We start from the raw sequence: 23,886 nt of genomic DNA on the forward strand, positions 1-23,886 counted from the left end.
TGATTTGCCTCAAAAGAAGGCATAATTATCGTTATTAAAGGCTATATGATAGACAATAATAAAGTATTAAATCTCAAAAGCTGTATTTATTGTGTTTTAAAATAAAAAATTCTAAATTATTTTTTATGCTAGAATATTGATGAAATATAGCGAATGATGTTAGGATAATGGTGTGAAATGTGTGGAATCTTTCGTATTTTATCCAAGAAAGTGATTTTTTATTTACGCTTTCATAAAAAAATATAATGAGATTCCGTATATCCTATCTTTTCAGAATGAAAATGTTTAGAAAAAGGAAGCAACTTTTATTGATTTGTCAAAGCATAAGGGGGAGAGAGCATGATTACATTACAACGTACACCGTTATTTGATGTATACGCGAAGTATGGTGGGAAAACAATCGACTTCGGTGGTTGGGAATTACCAGTTCAATTTTCAAGCATTAAAGAAGAACACGAAGCTGTACGTACAGCTGCAGGTTTGTTCGATGTGTCTCATATGGGAGAAGTTGAAGTAAAAGGTGTAGATAGTTTAGCATTTTTACAACGTGTTGTTACAAATGACGTATCTACCTTAAAGGTAGGGGGCGCACAATATACAGCTATGTGCTACGAAAATGGTGGTACAGTAGATGATTTATTAATCTACAAACGTGGTGAAGAAGACTATTTATTAGTAATCAATGCATCAAATATCGAGAAAGATTACGAATGGTTAGCAAGTCATGTAATTGGCGATGCGACAGTAGTCAATGTTTCTAGTGAAGTTGCACAGCTTGCAATTCAAGGACCAAAAGCAGAAGGCATTTTACAAAAAGTTGTGTCAGAAGATTTGAAAGAAATTAAGTTCTTTAAATTTAAAAACGATATTCTTGTAGATGGAATTTCAGCACTTGTATCTCGTACAGGTTATACAGGTGAAGATGGATTCGAAATTTACTGTAAGAGTGAAGATGCTGCAAAACTTTGGGAGAAACTTCTTGAAGTTGGAGCAGAAGAGGGCTTAAAAGCATGTGGTTTAGGTGCTCGTGATACACTTCGATTCGAAGCAACATTACCACTTTATGGACAAGAATTATCAAAAGATATTACACCGATTGAGGCTGGAATTGGCTTTGCGGTAAAAACAAATAAAGAAGCAGACTTCTTTGGAAAAGCAACGTTAAAAGAGCAAAAAGAAAACGGTGCGCCTCGTAAATTAGTCGGCATCGAAGTAATCGAACGTGGAATTCCTCGTACGCATTACCCTGTATTTATTGGTGAAGAAAAAATTGGGGAAGTAACGAGTGGTACACAATCTCCAACGTTAAAGAAAAGCATTGGTTTAGCACTAATTGATGTAAAATACGCAGCAGTTGATACAGAAGTAGAAATTGAAATTCGTAATAAACGCGTCAAAGCAGTAGTTGTTCCAACACCATTTTACAAACGTTCAAAGTAACGGGGAGAGGGGTAGATTTCATGTTGCATCGTTATCTTCCAATGACAGAAGAAGACAAAAAAGAAATGTTACAAACGATCGGCGTTCAAACGATCGATGAATTATTCTCTGATATTCCAGAGAGTGTTCGTTTTAAAGGGGATTTAAAAATTAAAGAAGCAAAATCAGAGCCAGAGCTTTTAAAAGAGCTATCTCAAATGGCTAGTAAAAATGCTAACTTAAAAGAATACGCTTCTTTCTTAGGAGCAGGCGTATACGATCATTATGCTCCAGTAATTGTAGATCATGTTATTTCTCGCTCAGAATTTTATACAGCTTACACACCATACCAACCGGAAATTTCACAAGGGGAATTACAAGCAATCTTTGAATTCCAAACAATGATTTGTGAATTAACAGGAATGGATGTAGCAAACTCTTCTATGTATGACGGGGGTACAGCTTTAGCTGAAGCGGCAATGTTAGCAGCTGGCCATACTCGCAAAAAGAAAATTCTTGTATCTAGCGCGGTTCATCCAGAATCAAGAGCAGTACTTGAAACGTATGCAAAAGGTCAAAATCTTGAAGTTGTTGAAATTAATCATAAAGATGGTGTAACAGATTTAGACGTATTACAAAGTGAAGTAGATGATACAGTTGCTTGTGTAATCGTTCAATATCCAAACTTCTTCGGACAAGTTGAAAAATTAGCTGATATTGAAAAAATCGTTCATCAACAAAAATCATTATTTATCGTTTCTTCAAATCCATTATCATTAGGCGCATTAACACCACCAGGGAAATTTGGTGCTGATATTGTAATCGGTGATGCACAACCATTCGGTATTCCAACGCAGTTTGGTGGACCGCACTGTGGTTACTTTGCAACAACGAAAGCATTTATGCGTAAAATTCCAGGACGTCTTGTTGGACAAACTGTAGATTCAGATGGTAAACGTGGATTTGTATTAACGTTACAAGCACGTGAACAGCATATTCGCCGTGATAAAGCGACGTCTAATATTTGTTCAAACCAAGCGTTAAATGCATTAGCAGCTTCTGTTGCAATGACGGCACTTGGCAAACAAGGTGTGAAAGAAATGGCACGTCAAAACATTTCTAAAGCACAGTATGCAAAACGTCAATTTGAGGCGAAAGGCTTCACAGTAACATTTGCTGGACCATTCTTCAATGAGTTTGTTGTAGATTGCAAACGTCCAGTGAAAGAAGTAAACGATGCATTATTACAAAAGAATATTATCGGTGGTTACGATCTAGGCCGTGATTATAAAGAGCATGAAAACCATATGCTTGTAGCAGTAACTGAGCTTCGTACAAAAGAGGAAATTGACACACTTGTAAACGAAATGGGGGCTATCCAATGAAGAATCAAGACCAAGCACTTATCTTTGAAGTGAGTAAAGAAGGACGCATAGGATATAGCTTACCCAAATTAGATGTAGAAGAAGTGAAACTAGAAGATGTGTTTGAGAGCGATTATATTCGAGTAGAAGATGCAGAGCTACCAGAAGTATCTGAACTTGATATTATGCGCCACTATACAGCACTTTCAAACCGTAACCACGGTGTTGATTCTGGATTCTATCCACTTGGATCTTGTACGATGAAATATAATCCGAAAATTAATGAGAGTGTAGCTCGTTTCGCAGGATTTGCAAATATTCATCCACTGCAAGATGAAAAGACAGTACAAGGTGCAATGGAATTAATGTATGACTTACAAGAGCATTTAATTGAAATTACAGGTATGGATACTGTTACTTTACAACCAGCAGCTGGTGCACACGGAGAATGGACAGGTTTAATGTTAATTCGTGCATACCATGAAGCGAAAGGTGACTTTAACCGTACGAAAGTAATTGTACCTGACTCTGCTCACGGAACGAACCCGGCATCTGCAACTGTAGCTGGTTTTGAAACAATTACAGTAAAATCAAATGAAAATGGCCTTGTTGACTTAGAAGACTTAAAACGTGTTGTAAACGAAGAAACAGCAGCACTTATGTTAACAAATCCTAATACATTAGGTCTATTCGAAGAAAATATTTTAGAAATGGCAGAAATCGTCCATAATGCAGGCGGTAAGTTATACTATGATGGTGCAAACTTAAATGCGGTATTAAGCCAAGCACGCCCAGGAGATATGGGATTTGACGTTGTGCATTTAAACCTTCATAAAACATTTACAGGTCCTCACGGCGGTGGTGGCCCAGGTTCTGGTCCAGTAGGTGTGAAAGCTGATTTAATTCCGTACTTACCAAAACCGATTTTAGAAAAAACGGAAAATGGTTATCACTTCAACTACGACCGTCCAGAAGCAATTGGTCGTGTGAAGCCATTCTATGGTAACTTCGGAATTAACGTTCGTGCATACACGTATATTCGCTCTATGGGTCCAGATGGCTTGCGTGCAGTAACTGAGTATGCTGTATTAAATGCGAACTATATGATGAGAAGATTAGCGCCATTCTACGATCTTCCATTCGATAGACATTGTAAGCATGAATTTGTATTATCAGGTCGTCGTCAAAAGAAACTTGGCGTACGTACATTAGATATTGCAAAACGTCTGCTTGATTTCGGTTACCATCCACCAACAATTTACTTCCCATTAAATGTGGAAGAATGTATTATGATTGAGCCGACAGAAACAGAATCAAAAGAAACATTAGATGGTTTCATTGATAAGATGATTCAAATCGCTAAAGAAGTAGAAGAAAATCCAGAAGTTGTACAAGAAGCACCGCATACGACAGTCATTAAACGTTTAGACGAAACGATGGCTGCACGTAAACCAGTTTTACGTTATGCAAAGCCGGCTCCTGTACAAGTTTGATTAGAATAACAAAAGAAGAACTCGCTGCGGCGGGTTCTTTTTTTGTATGGAGAATTTGTGCAGAAATAGTGAAGAAAATGTTGAAAAATTATATTTTTTGTTTCCTAATGGTGTAAAGGTGTAGTTTTATAGGTAGTTTTGTTGAAAAAGTCGGTTTGATAAAAGTATTTATTTTTGTTAGAATTTTATTGAAATTAAGAAGATGTGATGAGGCAAAGATTACTCATTTTTATGTATATGTGAAAAAACGAACAAGACGGGGGTGAAAGTGTGGGATATCGATGTTATAGAATGGTATACCATTTAGAAAATGGAGAAACAATTAAAGATGTAAAAGAATTTTGCTATCGAGACCAAGGAAAAGTGTTAGAAAGAGTAGCAAATCGTGTAATGGATAATAGAGAAGTGACGGCGATTGATAAACAAGGAACAATCATTTCAATAGCATGTGAGGACATTGTAAAGGTGGAACTTGATTACATAACAGAAAGTTAACCTTGAGTCATATCGAATTATTCGATAAAATAAACTGTTGAATGGTGAAGTGAGAAGAGAGGAGTTTATCATGGGTAGTACAAGACACTTTTATATGTTTATCTTAGCGTTTGTTCTTGTTGTGGCATTAACGATTTATTTAATCGTTGACAGCAGCTGGTACAACACGGTTCATCCGGCATTCCTTCTGTTTATGTATATAGGAATTGCAGTAGTAAGTTTCGGAATGAGAGATGAGATGTTAGATCGCTTTGAAAAGTGATACATATACGAAAGACCAACAGGAAAATGTTGGTCTTTTTTTCTTGCCAAAAATAGGATGCTGTGTATATACTGTATATATAAGGTATATACAGTATATACACACACTGGAGGAAAACATGAATATTATTATTTCGAATTCTTCCCAAGACCCTATTTATGTGCAAATAAGAAAACAATTAAGCCAGCTTATTTTAAATGGTGGTTTAAAGGGTGGAGACCAATTACCGTCTATTCGTAGCTTAGCGAAGGAATTGCAAATTAGTGTAATTACAACGAAGCGTGCGTACGAGGAGCTTGAAAAAGAAGGATATATAGAAACTGTTGCTGGGAAGGGGACTTATGTTTCACGTAAAAATAATGAACTATTAAAAGAACAGCGGCTACGTCTATTGGAAAGTAAGGCTGAAGAAATCGTAAAAGAAAGTAAAGTGTTGCAGCTTTCACTTGAAGAATTGCAGCAGATGATTGCGTGTTTATATAAGGGGGAATAAGAGATGTTAGAGCTAAAAAATGTTTGTAAAAGTTATCAAGATTTTGCAGTGAACAATATAAGTTTTGCATTACCACGAGGATATATTATGGGGTTTGTCGGACCAAATGGTGCTGGGAAAAGTACAACGATCAAAATGATTATGAATTTAATTAGAAAAGATAGCGGCGATATAAAAATTTTTGGCAAAGACAATAAGAAAGCTGAAAAGGACATAAAACAAAATATTGGTTTTGTATATGATGAAAATCATTATTACGAAGATTTAACGTGTGAACAAATGAAACGTATTATTGCACCGTTATATAAAAAGTGGGACGAAAATCAATACCAATCGTATATGCAAAGATTGCAAGTTCCAAAGTATAAAAAAATTAAAGAGCTATCTAAAGGGATGAAAATGAAGTTTGCGATTGCCATCGCACTTTCACATCATGCAGAGTTTATCATTATGGATGAGCCGACAGCAGGATTAGATCCAGTTGTCCGAAGTGAATTACTTGATATGTTGCAAGAAATTGTAATGGAAGATGAAGTATCTGTATTATTCTCAACCCACATTACAACGGATTTAGAACGTATTGCAGATTATATTACGTTTATCAACGATGGAGAAATTATATTTACTGGTGAAAAAGATGAATTAATGGAGAACTACGTAATCGTAAAGGGAAGCAATGATTTATTAGATCGAGAAGGAAAAGAACTATTTGTTGGATTACGAAAAAATAAATTCGGTTTCGAAGGTTTAGCGAAGGATAAACAAGCAATTATCGATTGGTTTGGAAATGAGGTTGTACTAGAAAAGCCTACATTAGACGATATCATCGTTTACACTGCGAAAGGGAGAGGTGCTTATGCGTCAGCTAATCTATAAAGATTTGTTCTTTTTTCGGGTTATGTGGTTAGTGTATTTTATTATGCCCCTTGTTTTCTTTGGATTAGATCCAGATGGTGAATTGTTATTTCCGATGAGTTGCTTACTCATAACGATATCATCTTCTATGATACTAATAGCGATGGATGAAAAAAATAAAAGTGATGTTATTATAAATAGTTTACCTGTTGGACGAAAGGATATCATTATTGCTAAATATATTTCGGGTGTAATATTCATTGTAGGTGGCATGATTTCTACTATGCTAGTTGTTTTTCTTATAAGAGGTATCGCCGTCATTGGTGATATTGGAGTGTATCATCCAAATTTGTATATTGAAATTCCTTGGTATGTAGTAGTCAGAGGTGCTGTATATTCTTTAGTTTATATTACAGCATTATTCCCGAGTTATTATGGGACAAAATCAAAAGTAGTACGTGGAATATTTACAGGTGGAGCCGCTGGGATAGGTGTTATTATTGGAATGTTTATTGGTGACGGAGAAAGCGCTACGACATCATTCATTGATTGGATTGTGAATCCATTACATCTTGGTGTATTTATAGTTGGATTCATTACATTAGTTAGTATTTATATCGCTTCTATGTTTCTTACAATTAAAATTTACGGAGCACGTGATTTATAGAGAGGAGAATCTATATGCAACAATTGATTTTGAAGGAGTTTTTCTTACAGAAGAAGATGTTTCCTTTCTATTTTTTAATACCCATTTTATCTATTTTTAAGGATTCCGTCGAACCAATGGGGATTGCAATAGGATTATTTATAACATGTAGTACGATTATATATATTTCTTTTTATTATGAAGAGAAAAGTAAAGCGGAAAAAGTATTAGTGAGCTTGCCTATAACGAGAAAAGAGATAATTATAGCTAAATATATTTCAAGCACATTATTTATTATGGCTGGTTTGAGTGTAACTTTTATAGTCTTAATATTAGGAAATATTTTATTGGGCAGGGATATAGTCATGCCTGGATATGCAGTGTTTTCAGCAATAGTAGCAACTTTGATTTATTGTGTAGTAACGATACCTGTTAATTACATTGGGGGATATAAAGCTATTACTGCCTTGAATGTGATTATGTTTTTTCCTTTAATGGGTATGATTGGCCTTATGTGCAATATTTTTGGTGATAAAATAATTATGCTAAAAGTACTCCACTCTCAAGAGGCTACACTAGCAATGGGTGTTCTTGGTATCGGAGTATTAGTGAGTATATTCATATCAATGTTCCTCTCAATGAAAATGTTTCAGGAGGCAGAGTTATAGAAGGGACATTTGCATATTAGGAGGTGTAATACATGATCAAGCAACTAATTTTAAAAGATTTCATCATTCAATGGAAATTTTTAATTTGGTACATACTGTATCCTGTTTTCTTTTATATGGCCTTAACAGATACGGAAAATTTATTCATCATTATGTCAGTAATTATTACAATTGGGGCAACAGTAAAAACATTTGAAGCAGATAGTAAAAATGAGAGTGAAGTTATAGTAAATAGTTTACCAATATTGAGAAAACAAATTGTGTATGCGAAATATATAGTAGCAATTATTATTCTTTTTATAAGTGTAACGGTCGGTTGTTTCACGATGGGAATGAAGAGTGGGGTTAACTTATTTGAATTTATTGAAACGACAATAGTTGCTAGTATTAGCTTTATTTTAGTGTATTTAAGTTTGGTTTTACCGCTATCCTTTTGGCTAGGGTATAAGAAAACTATTTTTATTGCGATTTTTATACTAATAGCATCTATGGCTGTTTCTTCTATTTTCTTTGGAATCAACCTAGAACAAATTCAGCTATATAACAGCTTGTTATTCATTGGTTCAATATGCATGTTCATAGCATCTATCTTCGTTTCAGTAAAAATATATGAAAAAAGAGAATTTTAAAAGGTGCCTTAAAAAAGGCACCTTCTTCAATAACGACAATACGAGAGCAGTAGTTTATAAAAAGAAACGCTATTTGGTACATCTTTCGGAGTATGTAATATAAAGCTGAAAACGATGATGAGAATAAGAAATAGGAAAAATAAAAATAGGATTTGCTTATGTATAGAATTTTGCATATTATTCACTCCTTTTTTAGGTAGTATGTCCAAAAGAAAGGAGTGTATGAAAAATTTTAGGAGGGGAGAATGATGAACAAAAGAAAATGGTTATATAGAATAGGGGTACTTTTTGTTTCAATCGGTCTCATATTAGCAAGTTTTTATTCAGACATACCATCACCGTTTCCTAATTTGCATAAAGGAATTGGTATAAGTATTGTCATAGTTGGTCTTCTTTGTCTTATTGCATCTAACTTTTATAGAAAATCTGAATGAATACAAAAAAGGACAGTTACTCTTTTTCAGAAGTACTGTCCTTTTTAAATAACTTATTCCATAGCTTGGCGATACTCCATATAATGACGATTGCAATGGAGGCAATAATTGACCAAGCAATAGATGCAATTTCAAGTGCCATGCTAGGAAGGAAGGTAAGAATGGATACTACTTTATGAAACAACCATTCTATTATATGAAAACTTATTTGTAATAGAATGACGATACCAAGTGTGATCCATGCTAATATTTTCTTTCCTTTTTCTTTCCACATGACATTCACCTCACGTTAGCTTAATAGTTTTAAGCCAACAGCGCCGCATAGAATGCAGCTTAAGAAAGCAAGACGACGCCAATCCGCTGATTCTCGGAAAATGAGAATGCCTAGAAGTGCACTTCCAGCAGTTCCGATTCCAGTCCAAATTGCGTAAGCAGTTCCCATCGGTAATGTGTTCATCGCAAGAGATAAGAAGAAGAAGCTTACGCCGAAGTTAGCGATTAAAATAACTTTTGGTGCCCAGCCTTTCTTTTCAGTGGCTACTTTCATAAAGAGTACACCAATAATTTCACAAATACCAGCTAGAATTAAAAATACCCAAGCCATTTTATGCGGCCTCCTTCGCTTCTTTTTCTTCTGTTACTCGTTTTAAACCAATTACTCCGAAGAAGATTAAACCGATTAATAAAACTTTTACGATAGAGAAAGGTTCTCCGAAGATGAAAATCTCTGTAAGAACAATTCCACCAGCTCCAATTCCTGTAAAGACTGCGTATACAGTGCCGACAGGTAAATCTTTATAAGCTCTAAATAATAAGACGAAACTAATTGTAATTAATAGAGCAACACCAGCCCATTCAAGTGGTGCCTCTGCTTTTTTTAGTCCAATCACCCAAAAGATTTCAATAATACCAGCGATGATTACATAAATCCATGCCATATGTCATTTCTCCTTCCTACCAGTCGTTAGGTAAAGGGCTTAAAAACGACGCATTGCAAAGGAGCAATCCGTCAGTTTGAAAGTCCGCGCCAAAATACTTTCCAAGAAGCGTCTAAACGTGTCTCAAAACGATTTAAACCTGCGTATAGTAGTTCAACCATAAGACCGTCGAGTAAGCATAGAAAAGCCTCTAAGGCGTCTTTTACTTCAATGTTATGCAGCTCATCTTGTTCGCTTGCTCTTTTAAATACAGGGAATAAAAGTTTTCCGACGTTTTCAATGTGTACATTTGCTTTATTAATAATTTGTTCGCGAAATGCATCAGGCGGAAAATAAGAAGTTCGTAACCAAAACATTGATTCTTCACTTTCACCAAAGCGTTTTGCATAGCCTTTTAATAATTTTAAAAGCAATTCTTCAGTAGACGAATTGGAAAAGCTTTCAATATCGCCTGTGAAGCTCTGCAAATCTTTTTGGAGAGCAGATTCTAAGCATATGAAATATAGCTCTTCTTTTCCTTTAAAGTGTGCGTAAATCGATGGTTTTTTAATCCCAACTTCTTGAGCAATATTTGCCAATGAAGTTCCTTCATAGCCGTAGCGTGCGAAATGAGAAAGTGCTACAGCTTTAATGCGGTTTGCTGTCATTTTCATCCCCTACCTACCGTTCGTTAGGTCCATTATATGAGATGAAAAATATAATGTCAATAGGTGAAGAGCTGAAAAAGAGCGTTATAGGTAACGCTCTTTTTAGACAGTCTCTCGCTCAATTAAATGGAATGAAAGTTCTTTTGCACTGCCAACAATTTGCTCGCTTTGGATCTGCTTATGGAATAAAGAAAAAGCATGTGAGCCCATTGCGAGACCGGGATGTTCAATTGTGGAAATTTCTAATGCCTTTGAAATTTCATGATTATCAAATCCAAGGATAGCAAGGTCTTCAGGTACTCGAATGCCATGTTTTCGAGCCTCTGTTAATAAACCAGCTGCAACTTGATCGTTCGCTGTAAAAATAGCAGTTGGACGATTTTTCATATTTAAAATACGATGGAGTATTTGTGCTCCGTCCTGCATTGTATAGCATTGGTGGAAAATCCATTCAGGATGCAACGTTTTCCCTTCGTTACGAAGGGTATCGGCGAACGCTTTTTCGCGCTCCATGGAATTTACACTTGTTTTTCTTGCTAAACAAATTCCGATTTTTTCATGGCCTTTACTTAGTAAATAGGCAGTACCGAGACGGAAACCTTCATAATGATCTACGTAGATGGATGAAATGAGGGGGTGCTTCATTTTTTCACATGAAATAATAGGGGCAAATTTTGCGAAAGGTTCGATTTGTTCCCAAGAGCTCGTTCGGGAGCAAATAATCATCCCATCAAATTGTTTCATTTTCATCATTTCAAGAACACGAATTTCTTCAAGGCTATCGTAATTTGTTTGGCATAAATTAATGTGATATCCAGCTAATAATGCTTCGTTACCGATTCCTTCAATAATGGTACTGAAGTAGGGGAGGTTAATGAAAGGAAGCATAACGCCAATTGTATATGTTTTCCCTCTTATTAAATGGACAGCATTTATATTTTTTGCGTAGTTTAATTCTTCAACAGCATCTAGAACACGCTTACGCTTTTCTTCTTTTACGTAAGGGTGATTATTCAGGACACGAGAAACAGTTGATATCGATACACCAGCAGTTTTAGCAATTTGTTTTATATTGGCCATATGTATCACCTCTTTCACTTATTATAAAGGGAAAATAATAAGAAAGAAAAAATCTTGACCTGAAAAGCTTTTCACAAACTATGGTATTAATAAGACTTCTTTTTATTCGCGTAACCTTTTCACTTGGGCGTAAGAATGATAGGGGGTCTTTTTTGTTTGCAAAAAGTGTTGTCAAAATGTGTGAGAATAACGTAGAAAGTTTTCAAAGGTGGAGTTTGATGACAAAGCGAATATGAAGAGCATATCAACGCTTCGTTCGTTAAGAGAGCGGTATGAAAGGGCGGAAACAAATTGAAAAAAAGAATCATTTGTTTCGTGTTTTCTAGTTTTGTACTTAGTTCGTGTTCGTTTCAGCAAACGATGCAAGAAGAAAAACACTTTGTGGGAACAACAGGAGGAGCTATGGATCGTGTTACGGATCCTATTCCGCTAAAGGAACTTCCAAAATATTTTCCGGTGAAGTTTAAAGTTCCAACGTTTTTACCGTACGACATTACAAGTGATGTGAAGGGTGAAGTAAGAACGCTTGGGAAAAAGAACGCTGTCTTAACGATTAAATATAAACAGAAGGAGCCAGGTAGAAATGAGTATATTGAGTTAAATGTCGCGAACTTTCCTTATAGTTTTCCGGATCTTATGGAAGAGAAGCGATTTCAAGAACAAATGAAACTGAATAATGGAACGTCTGCTTATTTTAAAAATAAAGATGATTATGAACGTGGTGACGAATTTGCTACGCTTATATGGAAAGAGAAAGAAATTGAATATCAGCTGCTGTATCGGAATGTAGAAGAGAACGATGAAAAGGTAATCAAGCAGAATTTATTATACATTGCGAATAAGATGAAATGAAAAAACTAGCTGATTTATTCAGCTAGTTTTTTGTATGTTATTATTTCTTTTTAATTTTGCCTGTCCAAGATTTAAATCCACCTTGTAATTGGTAGAAATCTTTGTAGCCTTGTTTTTTTAAGTATTGCGCTGCACGACCTGTACGGAATCCGCTTTGGCAATATAAGTAAACAGGTTGATCTTGACGAAGTTCTTTATGGCGAAGGCGAATTTGTGATAACGGAATGTTACGTGCACCTAAAATATGCCCTGCGTTATATTCGTCTGCTTCACGAATATCGATAAGCTGTGCTTTACGGTAGCCAGCGCGAAATTCTTCTTCTGTAAGAGTTTTAATTAATTTTTTCTGATAGAAGTACATCCATACAGTGTAGCCGATAAATGCTACGATTACGGCTAATAAAATAATCCAAGTTGTTGACACGATTCTATCGCTCCCTTTTTTCTTATCCTACTTTCAATATTATAATGCCCATATGTATTTATGCAACAGATTCATTTGCATATAAGAAGAAATTTCGTATTCTTTCACAAATTTTGTCGAATTTGGTAGACTAGAGAATGTGAAAAATAATTGGTTATATGAGGTGCAGGATGGGAAAAGAAAAATGGTGTTATATTAACTCTGGTCAATGTTCACCGGCATTTAATATGGCGTTAGATGAATGTTTGTTAAATTGGCAAAGTGAAAAGAAAATGCCACCAACAATTCGTTTTTATGAATGGGAAGTACCAACATTAACAGTTGGATATTTTCAACGTGTTGAGAAAGATATTAATATGGATGTAGTTAACGAAAAGAAATATGGATTCGTTCGTCGTCAAACAGGCGGCAGGGGTGTACTACATGACAAAGAGTTAACGTATAGTGTTATTGTGTCTGAAGATCATCCGAATATGCCGAAAACAGTTACAGAAGCATATCGTGTTATTTCGCAAGGCTTATTAGATGGTTTTAAGGCATTAGGGTTAGAAGCATATTATGCAGTTCCAAAAACAGAAGCAGATCGTGAAAATTTGAAAAATCCACGTTCAGGTGTATGTTTTGATGCACCATCTTGGTATGAAATTGTAGTGGAAGGAAGAAAAATTGCTGGTAGTGCTCAAACACGTCAAAAAGGTGTTATTTTACAGCATGGATCGATTCCATTAGAAATTGATTTAGATGAACTATATGATCTATTTTTATTCCCAAATGAACGTGTGAAGGAACGTATGAAGAGTATGTTCTCTTCTAAAGCAGTAGCAATTAATGAATTAACAGACCGTACATTTACGATAGAACAGTTAATTAAAGCGTTTGAAGTTGGTTTTGAAAAAGGATTGGATGTAGAACTTGTTCCATATGAATTAACAGAAGAACAGTTACATGAAGTTCAAACGTTAGCGAAAGAAAAGTATGAAAGTAATGAGTGGAATTATAAAAAATAAGAGATGGCAATTGCCACCTCTTATTTTTTTATAGTAAATTAAGTACTTTTTCTACTTTGATTCCTTTATCTTGTAAAGAACGAAGGCGACTTACAACGTCCATAATTTCTTTGTCAAATGTAACGCTAATACCTTGGCTTTGTAGTTCTTCTTTTAAGCTTTCAATAGAATCATCTATGTCGATGCCAAGCTCGTAATCTTGACAAACTTCAATTGTCTTTTTCACGAGTTTAACATAATTTTCTTGTAGTTTTGAATTTGTTTCAGTCAAAGCAGGCTGCTTCGGTTTTGCAGGAGCAACCGGTGCTGTCTCTTGCTTTGTAACTGGAGTAGGGACTGCTTTTTTTACAGGCGCTGGAGTAGCTAGTTCTACAGCTGCTTCTACGCTTACTGGCTTCGGTACCGGAGTAGGTTTAGGTGCCATAGCAGGTGTTTCCACACGCGTAACAGGCTTAGGAGCAGGTGTAATTGCTTTTGGAGCTTCTACAACTACTTCTTTTTTTGGTGCTGCTTCTACCTGTGTTTCTTCTTGCTCGGCAGCTTCTTTATTTTCTTTACTCCACATAACGCGTTCAATTTCTAGAGAAACATTGTTTTTGTTCATCGCTGTTAATGTAACTTTACCAACTTCAGCGTTTCCAGTGAAATCAACAATTTTATAAATAACACTCTTGTTCCAATCCACGTTTCCGCTCAAAAATAATTCTTCGTTACATTTCGGCGTTAAGCCCTCGATTTTAATTTCTGCGTTTACACCGTTTTCACTATATACCATAATTAGCGAAGCATTTACATCTTCGTCTGCTAACATTAGTTCACGTACCATTTTGCCGGTGCGTACTTGCGTTTTCTTCTTAACTGACATCTAATTTCTCCTCTCAAAAATTCAGTAATAATAAAAAAATCGTATAACGAAAAATAATTGCTCACGAAGATTTATGATACCGATAATAAAAGCATCACGTCAACAATTAACTTTAATTATTTTGCATTTTTCTTATTTTCTTTATGAAATTTTTCAATTTGTAAAATTAGACAGAAGAAAAAACAGCCTTTTGAAGGGCTGTTAAAAATTTGATTTTTTATATAGTAATTTATATAAAATAAAAAATAAGATAGCAATTAAAGCATTTTGCCAGAAATTTAGATGATAAATGAGATAAGGTTGCTTTTGGAAATAAATATTTAAGAATACAGCGGAACAAAATGGAGTAGCAAATGCGAATCCAAATAGAATTCTTCTTTTCCAATTCATTTTCTGATCAAAGGAGTAACGCTTTAATAAATATAAAAGAAATAGTATACCTAGTATAATTATTGAAACAGACAAAGTAGTTCCAAGGATGCTAAAAGGCGGACTTGATAATGTATTGTTTTTTTCAAATAGAAACATAAAAAATGAAATAATTGCATTTATGCCAAACTGTATAGCAAGAAGTAAGCTAATAGAAAATCCAATTAAAGAGGTTTTTTCTAACTTTGTTTGAGTTGGTAAAGCTGATATAAGTTCATCGCAATAAGATTGTAAATTATCTCCAAAGATGTCATAAGCGTTTTTATTTTCTCCTTGTGCTTCGATGAGGTGATCTAATATTTCTAGTAACAGTTCCTCCATTTGTTGCTCGGGTACGTTTGATATTCGAAGATATACTAACATATCACCATAAGCAGCCTCGTTTTCGGAAGTTAGAAGCTCACGTTTTTTATTATTCAATTCAATCATGTCTTGTGCATTCATCCCTATCACTCCCCCTGTAATAAGTTATTTACCGTAGTTGAAACCATTCCCCAGCTTTGTTTAAATTCTTCAAGCTGCTCTAATCCTTTATCGGTTACGTGATAATATTTTCGTTTTGGACCGAGTGAGGAGGCTTTTAATGTTCCTTCAATCAATTTTTCTTTTTGCATACGTAACAATAACGGATATATGCTTCCTTCGCTTACGAATGTAAATCCGTGTTTATTTAATTTTGTGCTCAGTTCATATCCGTACACTTCTTCTTGTGAAATGATGTATAGGATGCAACCTTCGAGCACACCTTTTAACATTTGGCTGTGCATGATTTCACCACCTTTTACTCAGGTAACTTGCGTTGCAAGGTAGCTGTTATCCAAATTATAACATTCAGTAACTTGCAACGCAAGTTACTGAAGTGGAAAACTTTAATGCGTGTTAATTTTTCAACGTTTCCCATACTAACGAGAGGGAGGGAAGCACATGAAACCATTTATGCCAAAACTCGTTTACTTTGAACCAAAGGCACTTGAATATCCGCTTGGAAAAGAGCTTTATGAGAAGTTTACGAAGATGGGATTAGAAATTCGTGAAACGACATCACATAATCAAATTAGAAATTTGCCAGGAGAAAATGATTTGCAAAAGTATCGTAATGCAAAGGCTACGCTTGTCGTTGGAGTAAGGAAGACGCTAAAGTTTGATACGTCAAAACCGTCAGCTGAATATGCAATTCCGCTCGCAACAGGGTGTATGGGACATTGTCATTATTGTTATTTGCAAACAACACTTGGGAGTAAGCCTTACGTTCGTGTGTATGTCAATCTTGATGAAATATTTGAGAAGGCAAAGCAATATATGGATGAAAGGGCACCTGAAATAACAAGATTTGAAGCAGCGTGTACATCAGACATTGTTGGGATTGATCATTTAACACATGCATTAAAGCGGGCGATTGAATTCATTGGAGAAAGTGAATATGGGCGCTTACGTTTCGTCACGAAATATTCGCACGTTGATCATTTATTAGATGCAAAGCATAATGGGAAAACTCGTTTCAGGTTTAGTATAAATTCACGATATGTAATTAAAAATTTTGAACCAGGGACATCGCCATTTGAGGAGCGAATTGAGGCGGCACGTAAAGTAGCAGGTGCAGGTTATCCACTTGGTTTTATAGTCGCGCCACTTTATATGCATGAAGGATGGGAAGAAGGATATCGTGAACTATTTGAGCGACTGTACAATGCGCTGAAAGATATGACGATACCAAATTTAACGTTTGAATTAATTCAGCATCGTTTTACGAAACCAGCGAAAAAGGTTATTCAAGAGCGTTATCCAAATACGAAGCTTGAAATGGATGAAGAGAAGCGAAAGTATAAATGGGGACGATATGGAATTGGGAAATATGTATATAAAAAAGATGAAGCAGAAGTATTGGAGGAAACGATTCGAGGATATATTCATCACTTTTTTCCTGACGCAGAAATTCAATATTTTACATGAAAGGAACTTGTATTTGAATACAGGTTCTTTTCACTTTTGCAGATTTAGGCTCGTTTCCACCTTGTCACGTTATTCTTTCTGGTGTATCATTTTATTGATTGCTTCGTACGGAATAAGCAAAATGAAATTGGATGGAGGAAACCGATGCCTACCCCTAGTATGGAAGATTATATTGAACAAATTTATTTGTTGATTGATGAAAAGGGTTATGCCCGTGTATCTGATATTGCTGAAGCGCTTAGTGTACATCCATCCTCTGTAACAAAAATGGTACAAAAATTAGACAAAGACGAATATCTAATTTATGAAAAATATAGAGGGCTTGTATTAACATCAAAAGGTAAAAAAATCGGGGAACGTCTCGTATATCGACATGAATTGTTAGAACAGTTTATGCGCATTATCGGTGTGGATGAAAGTAAAATTTATAATGATGTAGAAGGAATTGAACATCATTTAAGTTGGGAATCAATTGACCGTATCGGTGATTTAGTACAATACTTTGAACAAGATGAGGTTCGAGTGGAAACACTTCGTGGTGTTCAAAAAGCAAATGAAGAGAAAAGTAATTAAGGGGAACGGATGGCGTTTCCTTTTTTATTTCAATTCGAAAAGGATGGGAGAATTATGAAAGCAATTATTTTTGATTTTGATGGATTAATTGTGGACACAGAAACGATATGGTTTCACTCTTTCAGAGATGCTGTTCGTGAATACGGCGGGGAACTACCTTTAGAGGAATTTGAGAAATGCATTGGAACAACAGATGAGGTACTTTATGCATATTTAAATGATCAATTAAAAGAGAAGTTTAACAAAAGTGTATTAAAAGAAAAAGTGGCAACTTTACATAAAGAGAAAATGAAAATACCAGAAGCTCGTGACGGGGTAAAAGAATATTTAGAAGAAGCGAAAGAAATGGGATTAAAAATCGCACTAGCTTCTAGTTCGTCTAGAGAATGGGTTATTCATTTTTTAGAAGAGCTACAGATTCGAGAATATTTTGAAGTAATTAAAACGAGAGAAGATGTTGAGAAGGTAAAACCAGATCCAGCTCTTTATCGAGTTGCAATAGAAGAATTAGGAATTAAGCCATCTGAAGCTGTTGTATTTGAAGATTCATTAAATGGATTGAGAGCAGCAGTTGCAGCGGGATTAACGTGCGTTGTTGTACCTAATGATGTGACACGGAATTTACCATTTAAAAATCATCATCTTCGAATTGAAAGTATGAGAGAGAAAAGTTTAAAAGAAGTGCTTCAAAGTATAAAAAAAGACCGTATTTCCTAAAAGGAAGCACGGTCTTTCTTTTTACTTTTTTTGCCTTCAATGACAGTTAAATGAGACTGTTTTCTTTTTCGTTTCAAAGTGGAAGAATTCCCTTTTTTACTTTTGTCATTAGAAGTATTTGACTTAAAGAAAGAATTGCCTAGGGGTGCTACATTTTGTTTCCCATGTTTGCGGTTCGATTGTTTTGCCGCACGCTTATATGAGCTTTGCGAATTTGCGGAACCACTGGAATTTGTAAACATCTTGTATAGCAAGTAAAAGATACCGACAACAAGTAACATGTACCCGATATTTCTTAATACACCCATGGGATTTGTAATAACAGATGAAACAAGGCCGAATATTGCCAATCCAATAATAAGCACAAATATAGCGAAAGTAAACGAATGACCGTTCATAAGGGACACCTCCTAAAAACGTATATTAAAATTAGTATATTAACGATGAGGAAAGGAGTTGAACACCATTTTTAAATAATTATTGTTTGTTCTCTAAACGTAATAATTCTTCAAACGATGCAATTGCTACTTCCACTTGGTCATCTGTTGGTTCTTTCGTTGTTAATAGTTGTAGCCATAACCCAGGATATCCAAGTACGCGTAATACGGGAATATCTCTTAATCGATTTGTAAATTGCAATACTTCAAAAGAAATACCAAGTACAACTGGAATTAATAAAATTCGGTTTATAACTCGTGCCCAAAGAGGATCTGTAGGTACTAGGAAATAAACGAACATTCCAATAATGACTGTGAATATAATAAAGCTACTGCCGCATCTATAATGGAGGCGAGTTTGCTTTTGAACGTTTTCTACAGTCAGAGGAAGGTTATTCTCATAAGCATTGATTACCTTATGCTCTGCACCGTGATACTGAAATACCCGCTTAATAAGTGGGGTTAAAGAAATAAAGTATATATAGCTCAATAATAGCATGAGCTTAATGACACTTTCGACAATGATTTGCCCAGTATGAGATGGGAAAATCGGTCTCGTTAATTCAGCTAATAGTGCAGGAACTGCTGTGAAGATGACTTTACCGAATATGAAAGATAAAACGCCAACAGCTGCAACTCCTAATACCATCGTTAATTTTGATTGTTCTTCTTTTTTATTTGCAATTTGTTCATCATCTTCTGGGTGGACGTCAAATCGTTCTGAAGCGAAGTTTAAATGCTTTGCTCCATTCGCACTTGCATCCACAATAGCGGCAATACCTCGTAAAAATGGAATTTTTTTTAGGATAGATAATACTTTATTACGAACGCGTGGTAATCGATAAAATTCAATCGATTTATCTTTACGACGAACCGCTGTAACAGTATATTCTCTACCGCCAAACATAACTCCTTCTATGACCGCTTGCCCGCCATATATTTGTTTTGACTCTTCTGCCATGTTAACACCAACCTGTATTTGTTTCTCTCTTATGTAGAAAAAGAGGCAATTGTCATACTGGGTTCTGTCGTTTTGAAATAAGACAATCACCGAGTTTCCTTTATTTTATCGGCAAATACAAGTAGATGACAAGGGAAAATGTTATGAGAGTCGGACATTTCTTATTCTTTTTATAGACAAATTTCGCAGGATTTAAACATGCTTCAAAATAGTTTCGGGCATACTATTGAGCGGAGGTGTCGATGTGAGTCAAGAACAATTAGGAACAAGGAATTTTGTACAAATCGGTTTGTTTGGTGGAATCTTTTGGGGTGGGATATGGTATTTCCTTCATATATTTTCATTCACGGAGGCGGGACCGAATTATTTCCTTTTACCATTTGCGTTTGGAAGTTGGAAGGAAGGTGTATGGGGGAATGTGTCAGGAATAGTTTGTATGGGACTTCTTTCAATTTTGATTGCCTTTTTGTATAAAGCATTTTTTGCGAAGTTTGAAGGGATTATTGCGGGAATTATTTATGGATTATTTTGGTGGGCATTACTGTTTTTGGGGATGGGTTTAATGGCTCCTGTTATTAAAAGTGCGCTCCATTTACCAAAAGAGACAATTGTAACGACAATATGTATTTTTATATTGTATGGTGTGTTTATAGCATATTCTGTTTCTTACGCAGTAAATAGCAATAAAGTAGAACAAGAAGGGCGAGAGAAGACGAACTATTCAAATAAGTAACTCCTATGTTAAAATATTGTATAGATATTTAATATTAAGGAGTTTTAAGAATATGAAAAAGTTACTCCTCGTAAACGGTCCTAACCTAAATCGCCTCGGTGTTCGTGAGGTAAATGTATATGGAAAGGGCACGCTAGCGACACTTGAAGCAGATATGAAGCAAGAAGCGGAAACAATGGGAGTGGAGTTAGAATGTTTCCAATCGAATCATGAAGGTGCCATTATCGACATTATTCATGAAGCGGAAGATATATATGAAGGGATCATTTTAAATCCGGGAGCATTTACGCATTATAGCTATGCGATTCGTGATGCCATTGCGAGCATTTCGATTCCTGTTATTGAAGTACATATTTCTAACATTCATCAGCGTGAATCGTTCCGTCACGAATCTGTGACGGCAGCTGTTTGTGCAGGACAAATTGTTGGATTTGGTTTTTATGGCTATAAGTTAGCGTTATTTGCATTAATGGAGAAATTGAGGGAGGCATAAAGTAATGGAGAAAATTGAAAGATTACGAAGTGCATTTGGTGAGGCTGGCATTGACGGTATTTTGTTAACAAATGAACATAGTCGTAGATATATGGCTAACTTCACAGGAACAGCAGGTGTAGTTCTTATTTCAAAAGATCGTGCGCAATTTATTACAGATTTCCGTTACGTCGAGCAGGCAAGTAAACAAGCGGTTGGATATGAGATTGTACAGCACGCAGGATTAATCATTGATGAAGTGGCAAAGCAAGTGAAAGAGCTTGGAATTCAAAAGCTTGGTTTTGAGCAAGATACTCTTACATATAGTTCTTATTCAGCGCATAAGGAAGCGATTGATGCTGAATTTATCCCAACTTCTGGACTTGTAGAAAAGTTACGCTTGATAAAGACTGATTCAGAGATTAAGATATTAAAGGAAGCTGCACAGATTGCAGATGCTGCCTTTGAGCATATTCTATCATTCATTCGTCCGGGAGTATCTGAAATTGAAGTGTCAAATGAACTTGAATTTTTCATGAGAAAACAAGGAGCAACATCTTCTTCGTTTGATATTATCGTTGCTTCAGGTCTTCGTTCGGCATTACCGCACGGCGTGGCATCTGAAAAAGTGATAGAAACAGGAGATTTCGTTACATTAGACTTCGGCGCTTATTACAAAGGATATTGCTCTGATATTACTCGTACGATTGCAGTCGGTGAACCATCTGATAAATTAAAAGAAATTTATAATATCGTTTTAGAAGCACAACTACGTGGTGTGAACGGTATTAAAGCTGGTTTAACAGGTCGCGAGGCTGATGCGCTAACGCGTGATTACATAACGGAAAAAGGATATGGTGAATACTTTGGACACTCTACTGGTCATGGAATAGGTCTTGAAATCCATGAAGCGCCAGGTTTAGCGTTCCGTTCTGATACAGTACTTGAACCCGGTATGGCTGTAACAGTAGAACCAGGTATTTATATTCCAGGTATTGGCGGCGTACGTATTGAAGATGATATCATTGTGACAAGTGAAGGTAATGAAGTAATTACGAAATCACCAAAAGAACTTATTATTTTGTAATACACAGGAGGATTTTTTTACATGATTTCAGTAAACGATTTTCGTACAGGTTTAACAATTTCAGTGGACAATGCCCTTTGGCAAGTACTTGATTTCCAACACGTAAAGCCAGGTAAAGGTGCTGCATTCGTTCGTTCTAAACTACGTAACATTCGCACAGGATCTGTTCAGGAGAAAACATTCCGTGCAGGTGAGAAAGTAGAAAAAGCACACATCGAAAACCGTCGTATGCAATACTTATACGCAAGTGGTGAGGCTCACGTATTTATGGATAACGGAACTTATGAGCAAATCGAGCTTGGTGAAAAACAAATCGAGCGCGAGCTTAAATTCCTAAAAGAAAACATGGAAGTAGCAATCATGACTTACCAAGGCGAAGTACTTGGTGTTGAACTTCCAAACACAGTTGAATTACAAGTTACAGAAACAGAGCCTGGTATTAAAGGTGATACTGCTTCTAACGTAACAAAACCAGCTACATTAGAAACTGGTCTTGTTGTACAAGTACCAATCTTCATTAACGAAGGCGAAATGCTTATCATCAACACTGGTGAAGGTAAATACGTTTCTCGTGCATAGTAGAAAAGCACTCGTGATAATTCACGAGTGCTTTTTTTATAGGAAATAGGGTAGATAGTAAATAGCTGTTACAATAAAACTGAAAGCTGTAAGACTAGCAGCACCTACTGTGTAAGGGCTCCATGTCATACGAAAAGGTTTTACTTCACCTGTTTTATATATAGTGTGATCAATGTTGGCATTTTGGTTTATATTTAAAGCAATGAGCCAAATTGTACCGAATATCCCTAAACTACCAAGGAAAAATGTCTCTATAAATGACCAACCGACCAATAAGGAAAAAAGATAAATAAGAGCTAATTCTACTACAACGGTTAAACTAATTTTCAATGTCTTCATATTTTTCCCCCTCATTCTGTAATCTCAACCAGTTTAAAAAATTTTCACGTGACACGACATGCAAAGAGCAAGTTGACTTTACTTCTTTCTCTAGTGCAGCGTATTCGTCTGGAAACTTGTTTTCCACATGCAATGAAATATAAGGTAGTTTTTCTTGTGCTTTTAACGAGCGGGTATTATTCGTTTTAGCACCAGCAAATACGTAGGAAAGTTGTAAGTCTAAAAAGGCGATTTTAAAGATTTCTTTTTTAGCAGTCTCGTTATAGCCTTTTCCCCAGTACGGATAGCCGAGCCAACTACCAATGTGAGATTGCTTCTTCTCATCATTAATATGTTTAAGTGTGGTGAGGCCAATTATTTCATTCTCTTCATTCACAATCATTCTCGATAAGGATTTCTTTTGATGTTCTTCTTCTATTGCGAAAAGAAGAAATGCTTTTGTGTCTTCGATGTTTTCTACCGTTATCCCTAATGCATTTTTTATATGTGGATCACTTGATAGCTCGAAAATCACATTTGTATAGCGTAAATCGAGTGGTAATAAAGTAACGTGCTGCATGGTTTATACCCCTTTTAAACTAAATGTACCATAATATACCATAAAATAATATGAATATTCAGATTCTAATTCGGGCTTTAGAGAAAAATTATGTTTTTACTTCTGAAATAGACAACCTCTGCATATGGTTGTACAAATATATTCTTTTTAAGAATACGAAGTTAGTAACTGTTACGGGAGAAGGTGGAAGAATGAAACAGTGGCTAGCGGCAATGGAAACATCCGTGCTTGTTATGGGAGCACTTCGATTATTTTCAGGTAGTGCGGAGATATTTGCTGCTTTGCTTATGCTTTATGTGAATGATGCGAAGAAAGCGTTGTTTATAAATGGTATGTTAGCGTTTGTTGGACCTACCGTATTAATTTTAACAATGACAATTGGGATAGCGAGTGTAGCAAGTGAAATTTCTTTCTTGAAGCTCTTTTTTCTAGCGCTTGGAATTTGCTGTATTTTTATCGCATTACTGAAATAGTAAGTC

34 protein-coding genes are annotated in these 23,886 nt (G+C 35.6%); 21 read left to right on the forward strand and 13 right to left on the reverse strand.

The features are described 5' to 3' along the window. The first annotated feature begins 339 nt into the window (after positions 1 to 339). From gcvT to CQ064_RS14085, 11 genes are all read left to right on the forward strand, one after another. Entirely contained in the window at positions 340 to 1,440 is a 1,101-nt protein-coding gene (gene gcvT, locus CQ064_RS14025; RefSeq protein WP_000631775.1) for a glycine cleavage system aminomethyltransferase GcvT, read from the forward strand. A gap of 20 nt (positions 1,441 to 1,460) precedes the next feature. After that, a complete protein-coding gene (gene gcvPA, locus CQ064_RS14030; protein WP_000903240.1) occupies positions 1,461 to 2,804 on the forward strand; it encodes an aminomethyl-transferring glycine dehydrogenase subunit 1 in 1,344 nt (447 codons plus the stop codon). Then, positions 2,801 to 4,276, forward strand: coding sequence for an aminomethyl-transferring glycine dehydrogenase subunit 2 (gene gcvPB / locus CQ064_RS14035; RefSeq protein WP_000795695.1), 1,476 nt, complete (start codon positions 2,801 to 2,803; stop codon positions 4,274 to 4,276). The genes gcvPA and gcvPB overlap by 4 nt, the downstream gene beginning before the upstream one ends. Before the next feature lie 291 nt (positions 4,277 to 4,567). Continuing rightward, positions 4,568 to 4,771, forward strand: coding sequence for a DUF3929 family protein (locus tag CQ064_RS14045; protein ID WP_000262496.1), 204 nt, complete (start codon positions 4,568 to 4,570; stop codon positions 4,769 to 4,771). Positions 4,772 to 4,841: 70 nt separating this feature from the next. Beyond that, positions 4,842 to 5,033 (forward strand): hypothetical protein, encoded by a 192-nt coding sequence (locus CQ064_RS14050; protein WP_000535933.1) that lies wholly within the window; start codon positions 4,842 to 4,844, stop codon positions 5,031 to 5,033. Positions 5,034 to 5,151: 118 nt separating this feature from the next. Continuing rightward, on the forward strand, positions 5,152 to 5,526 hold the full coding sequence (locus CQ064_RS14055; protein ID WP_001021349.1) for a GntR family transcriptional regulator: 375 nt from the start codon (positions 5,152 to 5,154) through the stop codon (positions 5,524 to 5,526). Between the two features lie 3 nt (positions 5,527 to 5,529). Continuing rightward, positions 5,530 to 6,402, forward strand: coding sequence for an ABC transporter ATP-binding protein (locus CQ064_RS14060; RefSeq protein WP_000891323.1), 873 nt, complete (start codon positions 5,530 to 5,532; stop codon positions 6,400 to 6,402). Further along, a complete protein-coding gene (locus CQ064_RS14065; RefSeq protein WP_001249424.1) occupies positions 6,383 to 7,048 on the forward strand; it encodes an ABC-2 transporter permease in 666 nt (221 codons plus the stop codon). Before CQ064_RS14060 ends, CQ064_RS14065 begins: the two co-directional genes overlap by 20 nt. 14 nt (positions 7,049 to 7,062) lie before the next feature. After that, positions 7,063 to 7,695: an ABC-2 transporter permease gene (locus CQ064_RS14070; protein ID WP_001186546.1), complete on the forward strand. Its 633-nt coding sequence runs from the start codon at positions 7,063 to 7,065 to the stop codon at positions 7,693 to 7,695. Positions 7,696 to 7,727: 32 nt separating this feature from the next. Then, positions 7,728 to 8,324 (forward strand): ABC-2 transporter permease, encoded by a 597-nt coding sequence (locus CQ064_RS14075; protein WP_000595342.1) that lies wholly within the window; start codon positions 7,728 to 7,730, stop codon positions 8,322 to 8,324. Between the two features lie 245 nt (positions 8,325 to 8,569). Further along, on the forward strand, positions 8,570 to 8,758 hold the full coding sequence (locus CQ064_RS14085) for a hypothetical protein (RefSeq protein ID WP_003271658.1): 189 nt from the start codon (positions 8,570 to 8,572) through the stop codon (positions 8,756 to 8,758). A 16-nt stretch (positions 8,759 to 8,774) separates the two neighbouring features. On the opposite strand, the gene CQ064_RS14090 is transcribed toward CQ064_RS14085, so the two are convergent. The 5 genes from CQ064_RS14090 to CQ064_RS14110 form a co-directional block, all read right to left on the reverse strand. Further along, entirely contained in the window at positions 8,775 to 9,032 is a 258-nt protein-coding gene (locus CQ064_RS14090) for a DUF3975 family protein (RefSeq protein ID WP_000265371.1), read from the reverse strand. A 15-nt stretch (positions 9,033 to 9,047) separates the two neighbouring features. Continuing rightward, a complete protein-coding gene (locus CQ064_RS14095) occupies positions 9,048 to 9,362 on the reverse strand; it encodes a DMT family transporter (protein WP_000312623.1) in 315 nt (104 codons plus the stop codon). Position 9,363: 1 nt separating this feature from the next. Next, on the reverse strand, positions 9,364 to 9,696 hold the full coding sequence (locus CQ064_RS14100) for a DMT family transporter (RefSeq protein WP_000312339.1): 333 nt from the start codon (positions 9,694 to 9,696) through the stop codon (positions 9,364 to 9,366). A gap of 71 nt (positions 9,697 to 9,767) precedes the next feature. Then, a complete protein-coding gene (locus CQ064_RS14105; protein WP_002005730.1) occupies positions 9,768 to 10,349 on the reverse strand; it encodes a TetR/AcrR family transcriptional regulator in 582 nt (193 codons plus the stop codon). Between the two features lie 96 nt (positions 10,350 to 10,445). Beyond that, complete coding sequence (locus tag CQ064_RS14110; protein ID WP_001273986.1) at positions 10,446 to 11,423, reverse strand: LacI family DNA-binding transcriptional regulator; 978 nt, start codon at positions 11,421 to 11,423, stop codon at positions 10,446 to 10,448. Positions 11,424 to 11,738: 315 nt separating this feature from the next. Here CQ064_RS14110 and CQ064_RS14115 point away from each other — a divergent pair, with 315 nt between their 5' ends. Beyond that, positions 11,739 to 12,275 carry a hypothetical protein gene (locus CQ064_RS14115; RefSeq protein ID WP_033794950.1) on the forward strand — a complete coding sequence of 179 codons (537 nt, stop codon included), beginning with the start codon at positions 11,739 to 11,741 and terminating at the stop codon, positions 12,273 to 12,275. Positions 12,276 to 12,315: 40 nt separating this feature from the next. On the opposite strand, the gene CQ064_RS14120 is transcribed toward CQ064_RS14115, so the two are convergent. Further along, the gene (locus tag CQ064_RS14120) at positions 12,316 to 12,699 is read right to left on the reverse strand and encodes a rhodanese-like domain-containing protein (protein WP_000108653.1); all 384 of its coding nucleotides are present in this window, start codon (positions 12,697 to 12,699) and stop codon (positions 12,316 to 12,318) included. A gap of 170 nt (positions 12,700 to 12,869) precedes the next feature. Here CQ064_RS14120 and CQ064_RS14125 point away from each other — a divergent pair, with 170 nt between their 5' ends. Next, complete coding sequence (locus CQ064_RS14125) at positions 12,870 to 13,706, forward strand: lipoate--protein ligase family protein (RefSeq protein ID WP_000514081.1); 837 nt, start codon at positions 12,870 to 12,872, stop codon at positions 13,704 to 13,706. A 28-nt stretch (positions 13,707 to 13,734) separates the two neighbouring features. Here CQ064_RS14125 and CQ064_RS14130 read toward each other — a convergent pair whose 3' ends face one another. The 3 genes from CQ064_RS14130 to CQ064_RS14140 all read right to left on the reverse strand — a co-directional run bounded on the left by CQ064_RS14130 (position 13,735) and on the right by CQ064_RS14140 (position 15,767). Continuing rightward, on the reverse strand, positions 13,735 to 14,571 hold the full coding sequence (locus CQ064_RS14130) for a hypothetical protein (RefSeq protein WP_000111894.1): 837 nt from the start codon (positions 14,569 to 14,571) through the stop codon (positions 13,735 to 13,737). 201 nt (positions 14,572 to 14,772) lie between these two features. Beyond that, on the reverse strand, positions 14,773 to 15,444 hold the full coding sequence (locus CQ064_RS14135; RefSeq protein WP_000993586.1) for a DUF1129 family protein: 672 nt from the start codon (positions 15,442 to 15,444) through the stop codon (positions 14,773 to 14,775). A 5-nt stretch (positions 15,445 to 15,449) separates the two neighbouring features. Continuing rightward, positions 15,450 to 15,767 carry a PadR family transcriptional regulator gene (locus tag CQ064_RS14140; RefSeq protein WP_000556083.1) on the reverse strand — a complete coding sequence of 106 codons (318 nt, stop codon included), beginning with the start codon at positions 15,765 to 15,767 and terminating at the stop codon, positions 15,450 to 15,452. Between the two features lie 157 nt (positions 15,768 to 15,924). Here CQ064_RS14140 and splB point away from each other — a divergent pair, with 157 nt between their 5' ends. From splB to CQ064_RS14155, 3 genes are all read left to right on the forward strand, one after another. Then, positions 15,925 to 16,950 (forward strand): spore photoproduct lyase, encoded by a 1,026-nt coding sequence (gene splB / locus CQ064_RS14145; protein ID WP_000802109.1) that lies wholly within the window; start codon positions 15,925 to 15,927, stop codon positions 16,948 to 16,950. Positions 16,951 to 17,094: 144 nt separating this feature from the next. Next, positions 17,095 to 17,523 carry a transcriptional regulator MntR gene (gene mntR, locus CQ064_RS14150; protein WP_001143080.1) on the forward strand — a complete coding sequence of 143 codons (429 nt, stop codon included), beginning with the start codon at positions 17,095 to 17,097 and terminating at the stop codon, positions 17,521 to 17,523. 54 nt (positions 17,524 to 17,577) lie between these two features. Then, the gene (locus tag CQ064_RS14155; protein WP_023523000.1) at positions 17,578 to 18,240 is read left to right on the forward strand and encodes an HAD family hydrolase; all 663 of its coding nucleotides are present in this window, start codon (positions 17,578 to 17,580) and stop codon (positions 18,238 to 18,240) included. Here the strand turns inward: CQ064_RS14155 and CQ064_RS14160 are convergent. Both CQ064_RS14160 and CQ064_RS14165 read right to left on the reverse strand, forming a co-directional pair. Further along, positions 18,237 to 18,638 carry an SA1362 family protein gene (locus tag CQ064_RS14160; protein ID WP_001013156.1) on the reverse strand — a complete coding sequence of 134 codons (402 nt, stop codon included), beginning with the start codon at positions 18,636 to 18,638 and terminating at the stop codon, positions 18,237 to 18,239. The genes CQ064_RS14155 and CQ064_RS14160 overlap by 4 nt on opposite strands. A gap of 79 nt (positions 18,639 to 18,717) precedes the next feature. Beyond that, positions 18,718 to 19,638, reverse strand: a complete 921-nt coding sequence (locus CQ064_RS14165) for a DUF1385 domain-containing protein (RefSeq protein WP_000807120.1) — start codon at positions 19,636 to 19,638, stop codon at positions 18,718 to 18,720. A gap of 244 nt (positions 19,639 to 19,882) precedes the next feature. Between CQ064_RS14165 and CQ064_RS14170 the strand changes: the two genes are divergently transcribed. From CQ064_RS14170 to efp, 4 genes are read left to right on the forward strand one after another with little or no spacing between them, the layout of a single operon-like run. Further along, positions 19,883 to 20,371, forward strand: coding sequence for a YqhR family membrane protein (locus CQ064_RS14170; RefSeq protein WP_000076886.1), 489 nt, complete (start codon positions 19,883 to 19,885; stop codon positions 20,369 to 20,371). A gap of 52 nt (positions 20,372 to 20,423) precedes the next feature. Continuing rightward, positions 20,424 to 20,864, forward strand: a complete 441-nt coding sequence (aroQ, locus tag CQ064_RS14175; protein WP_000735140.1) for a type II 3-dehydroquinate dehydratase — start codon at positions 20,424 to 20,426, stop codon at positions 20,862 to 20,864. Positions 20,865 to 20,868: 4 nt separating this feature from the next. Further along, positions 20,869 to 21,930 carry a Xaa-Pro dipeptidase gene (gene pepQ, locus CQ064_RS14180; protein WP_000411057.1) on the forward strand — a complete coding sequence of 354 codons (1,062 nt, stop codon included), beginning with the start codon at positions 20,869 to 20,871 and terminating at the stop codon, positions 21,928 to 21,930. A 21-nt stretch (positions 21,931 to 21,951) separates the two neighbouring features. Then, a complete protein-coding gene (gene efp, locus CQ064_RS14185; RefSeq protein ID WP_000626513.1) occupies positions 21,952 to 22,509 on the forward strand; it encodes an elongation factor P in 558 nt (185 codons plus the stop codon). A gap of 36 nt (positions 22,510 to 22,545) precedes the next feature. On the opposite strand, the gene CQ064_RS14190 is transcribed toward efp, so the two are convergent. Then, positions 22,546 to 22,848, reverse strand: coding sequence for a hypothetical protein (locus CQ064_RS14190; protein WP_000854112.1), 303 nt, complete (start codon positions 22,846 to 22,848; stop codon positions 22,546 to 22,548). Beyond that, a complete protein-coding gene (locus CQ064_RS14195; protein WP_001165000.1) occupies positions 22,829 to 23,407 on the reverse strand; it encodes a GNAT family N-acetyltransferase in 579 nt (192 codons plus the stop codon). Before CQ064_RS14195 ends, CQ064_RS14190 begins: the two co-directional genes overlap by 20 nt. A gap of 191 nt (positions 23,408 to 23,598) precedes the next feature. On the opposite strand from CQ064_RS14195, the gene CQ064_RS14200 reads away from it, so the two are divergent. Beyond that, positions 23,599 to 23,880, forward strand: coding sequence for a YqhV family protein (locus CQ064_RS14200; protein ID WP_000816050.1), 282 nt, complete (start codon positions 23,599 to 23,601; stop codon positions 23,878 to 23,880). Positions 23,881 to 23,886: the final 6 nt, after the last annotated feature.

It is taken from the genome of Bacillus sp. MYb78 (assembly GCF_002975115.1).
GTDB lineage: Bacteria > Bacillota > Bacilli > Bacillales > Bacillaceae_G > Bacillus_A > Bacillus_A cereus.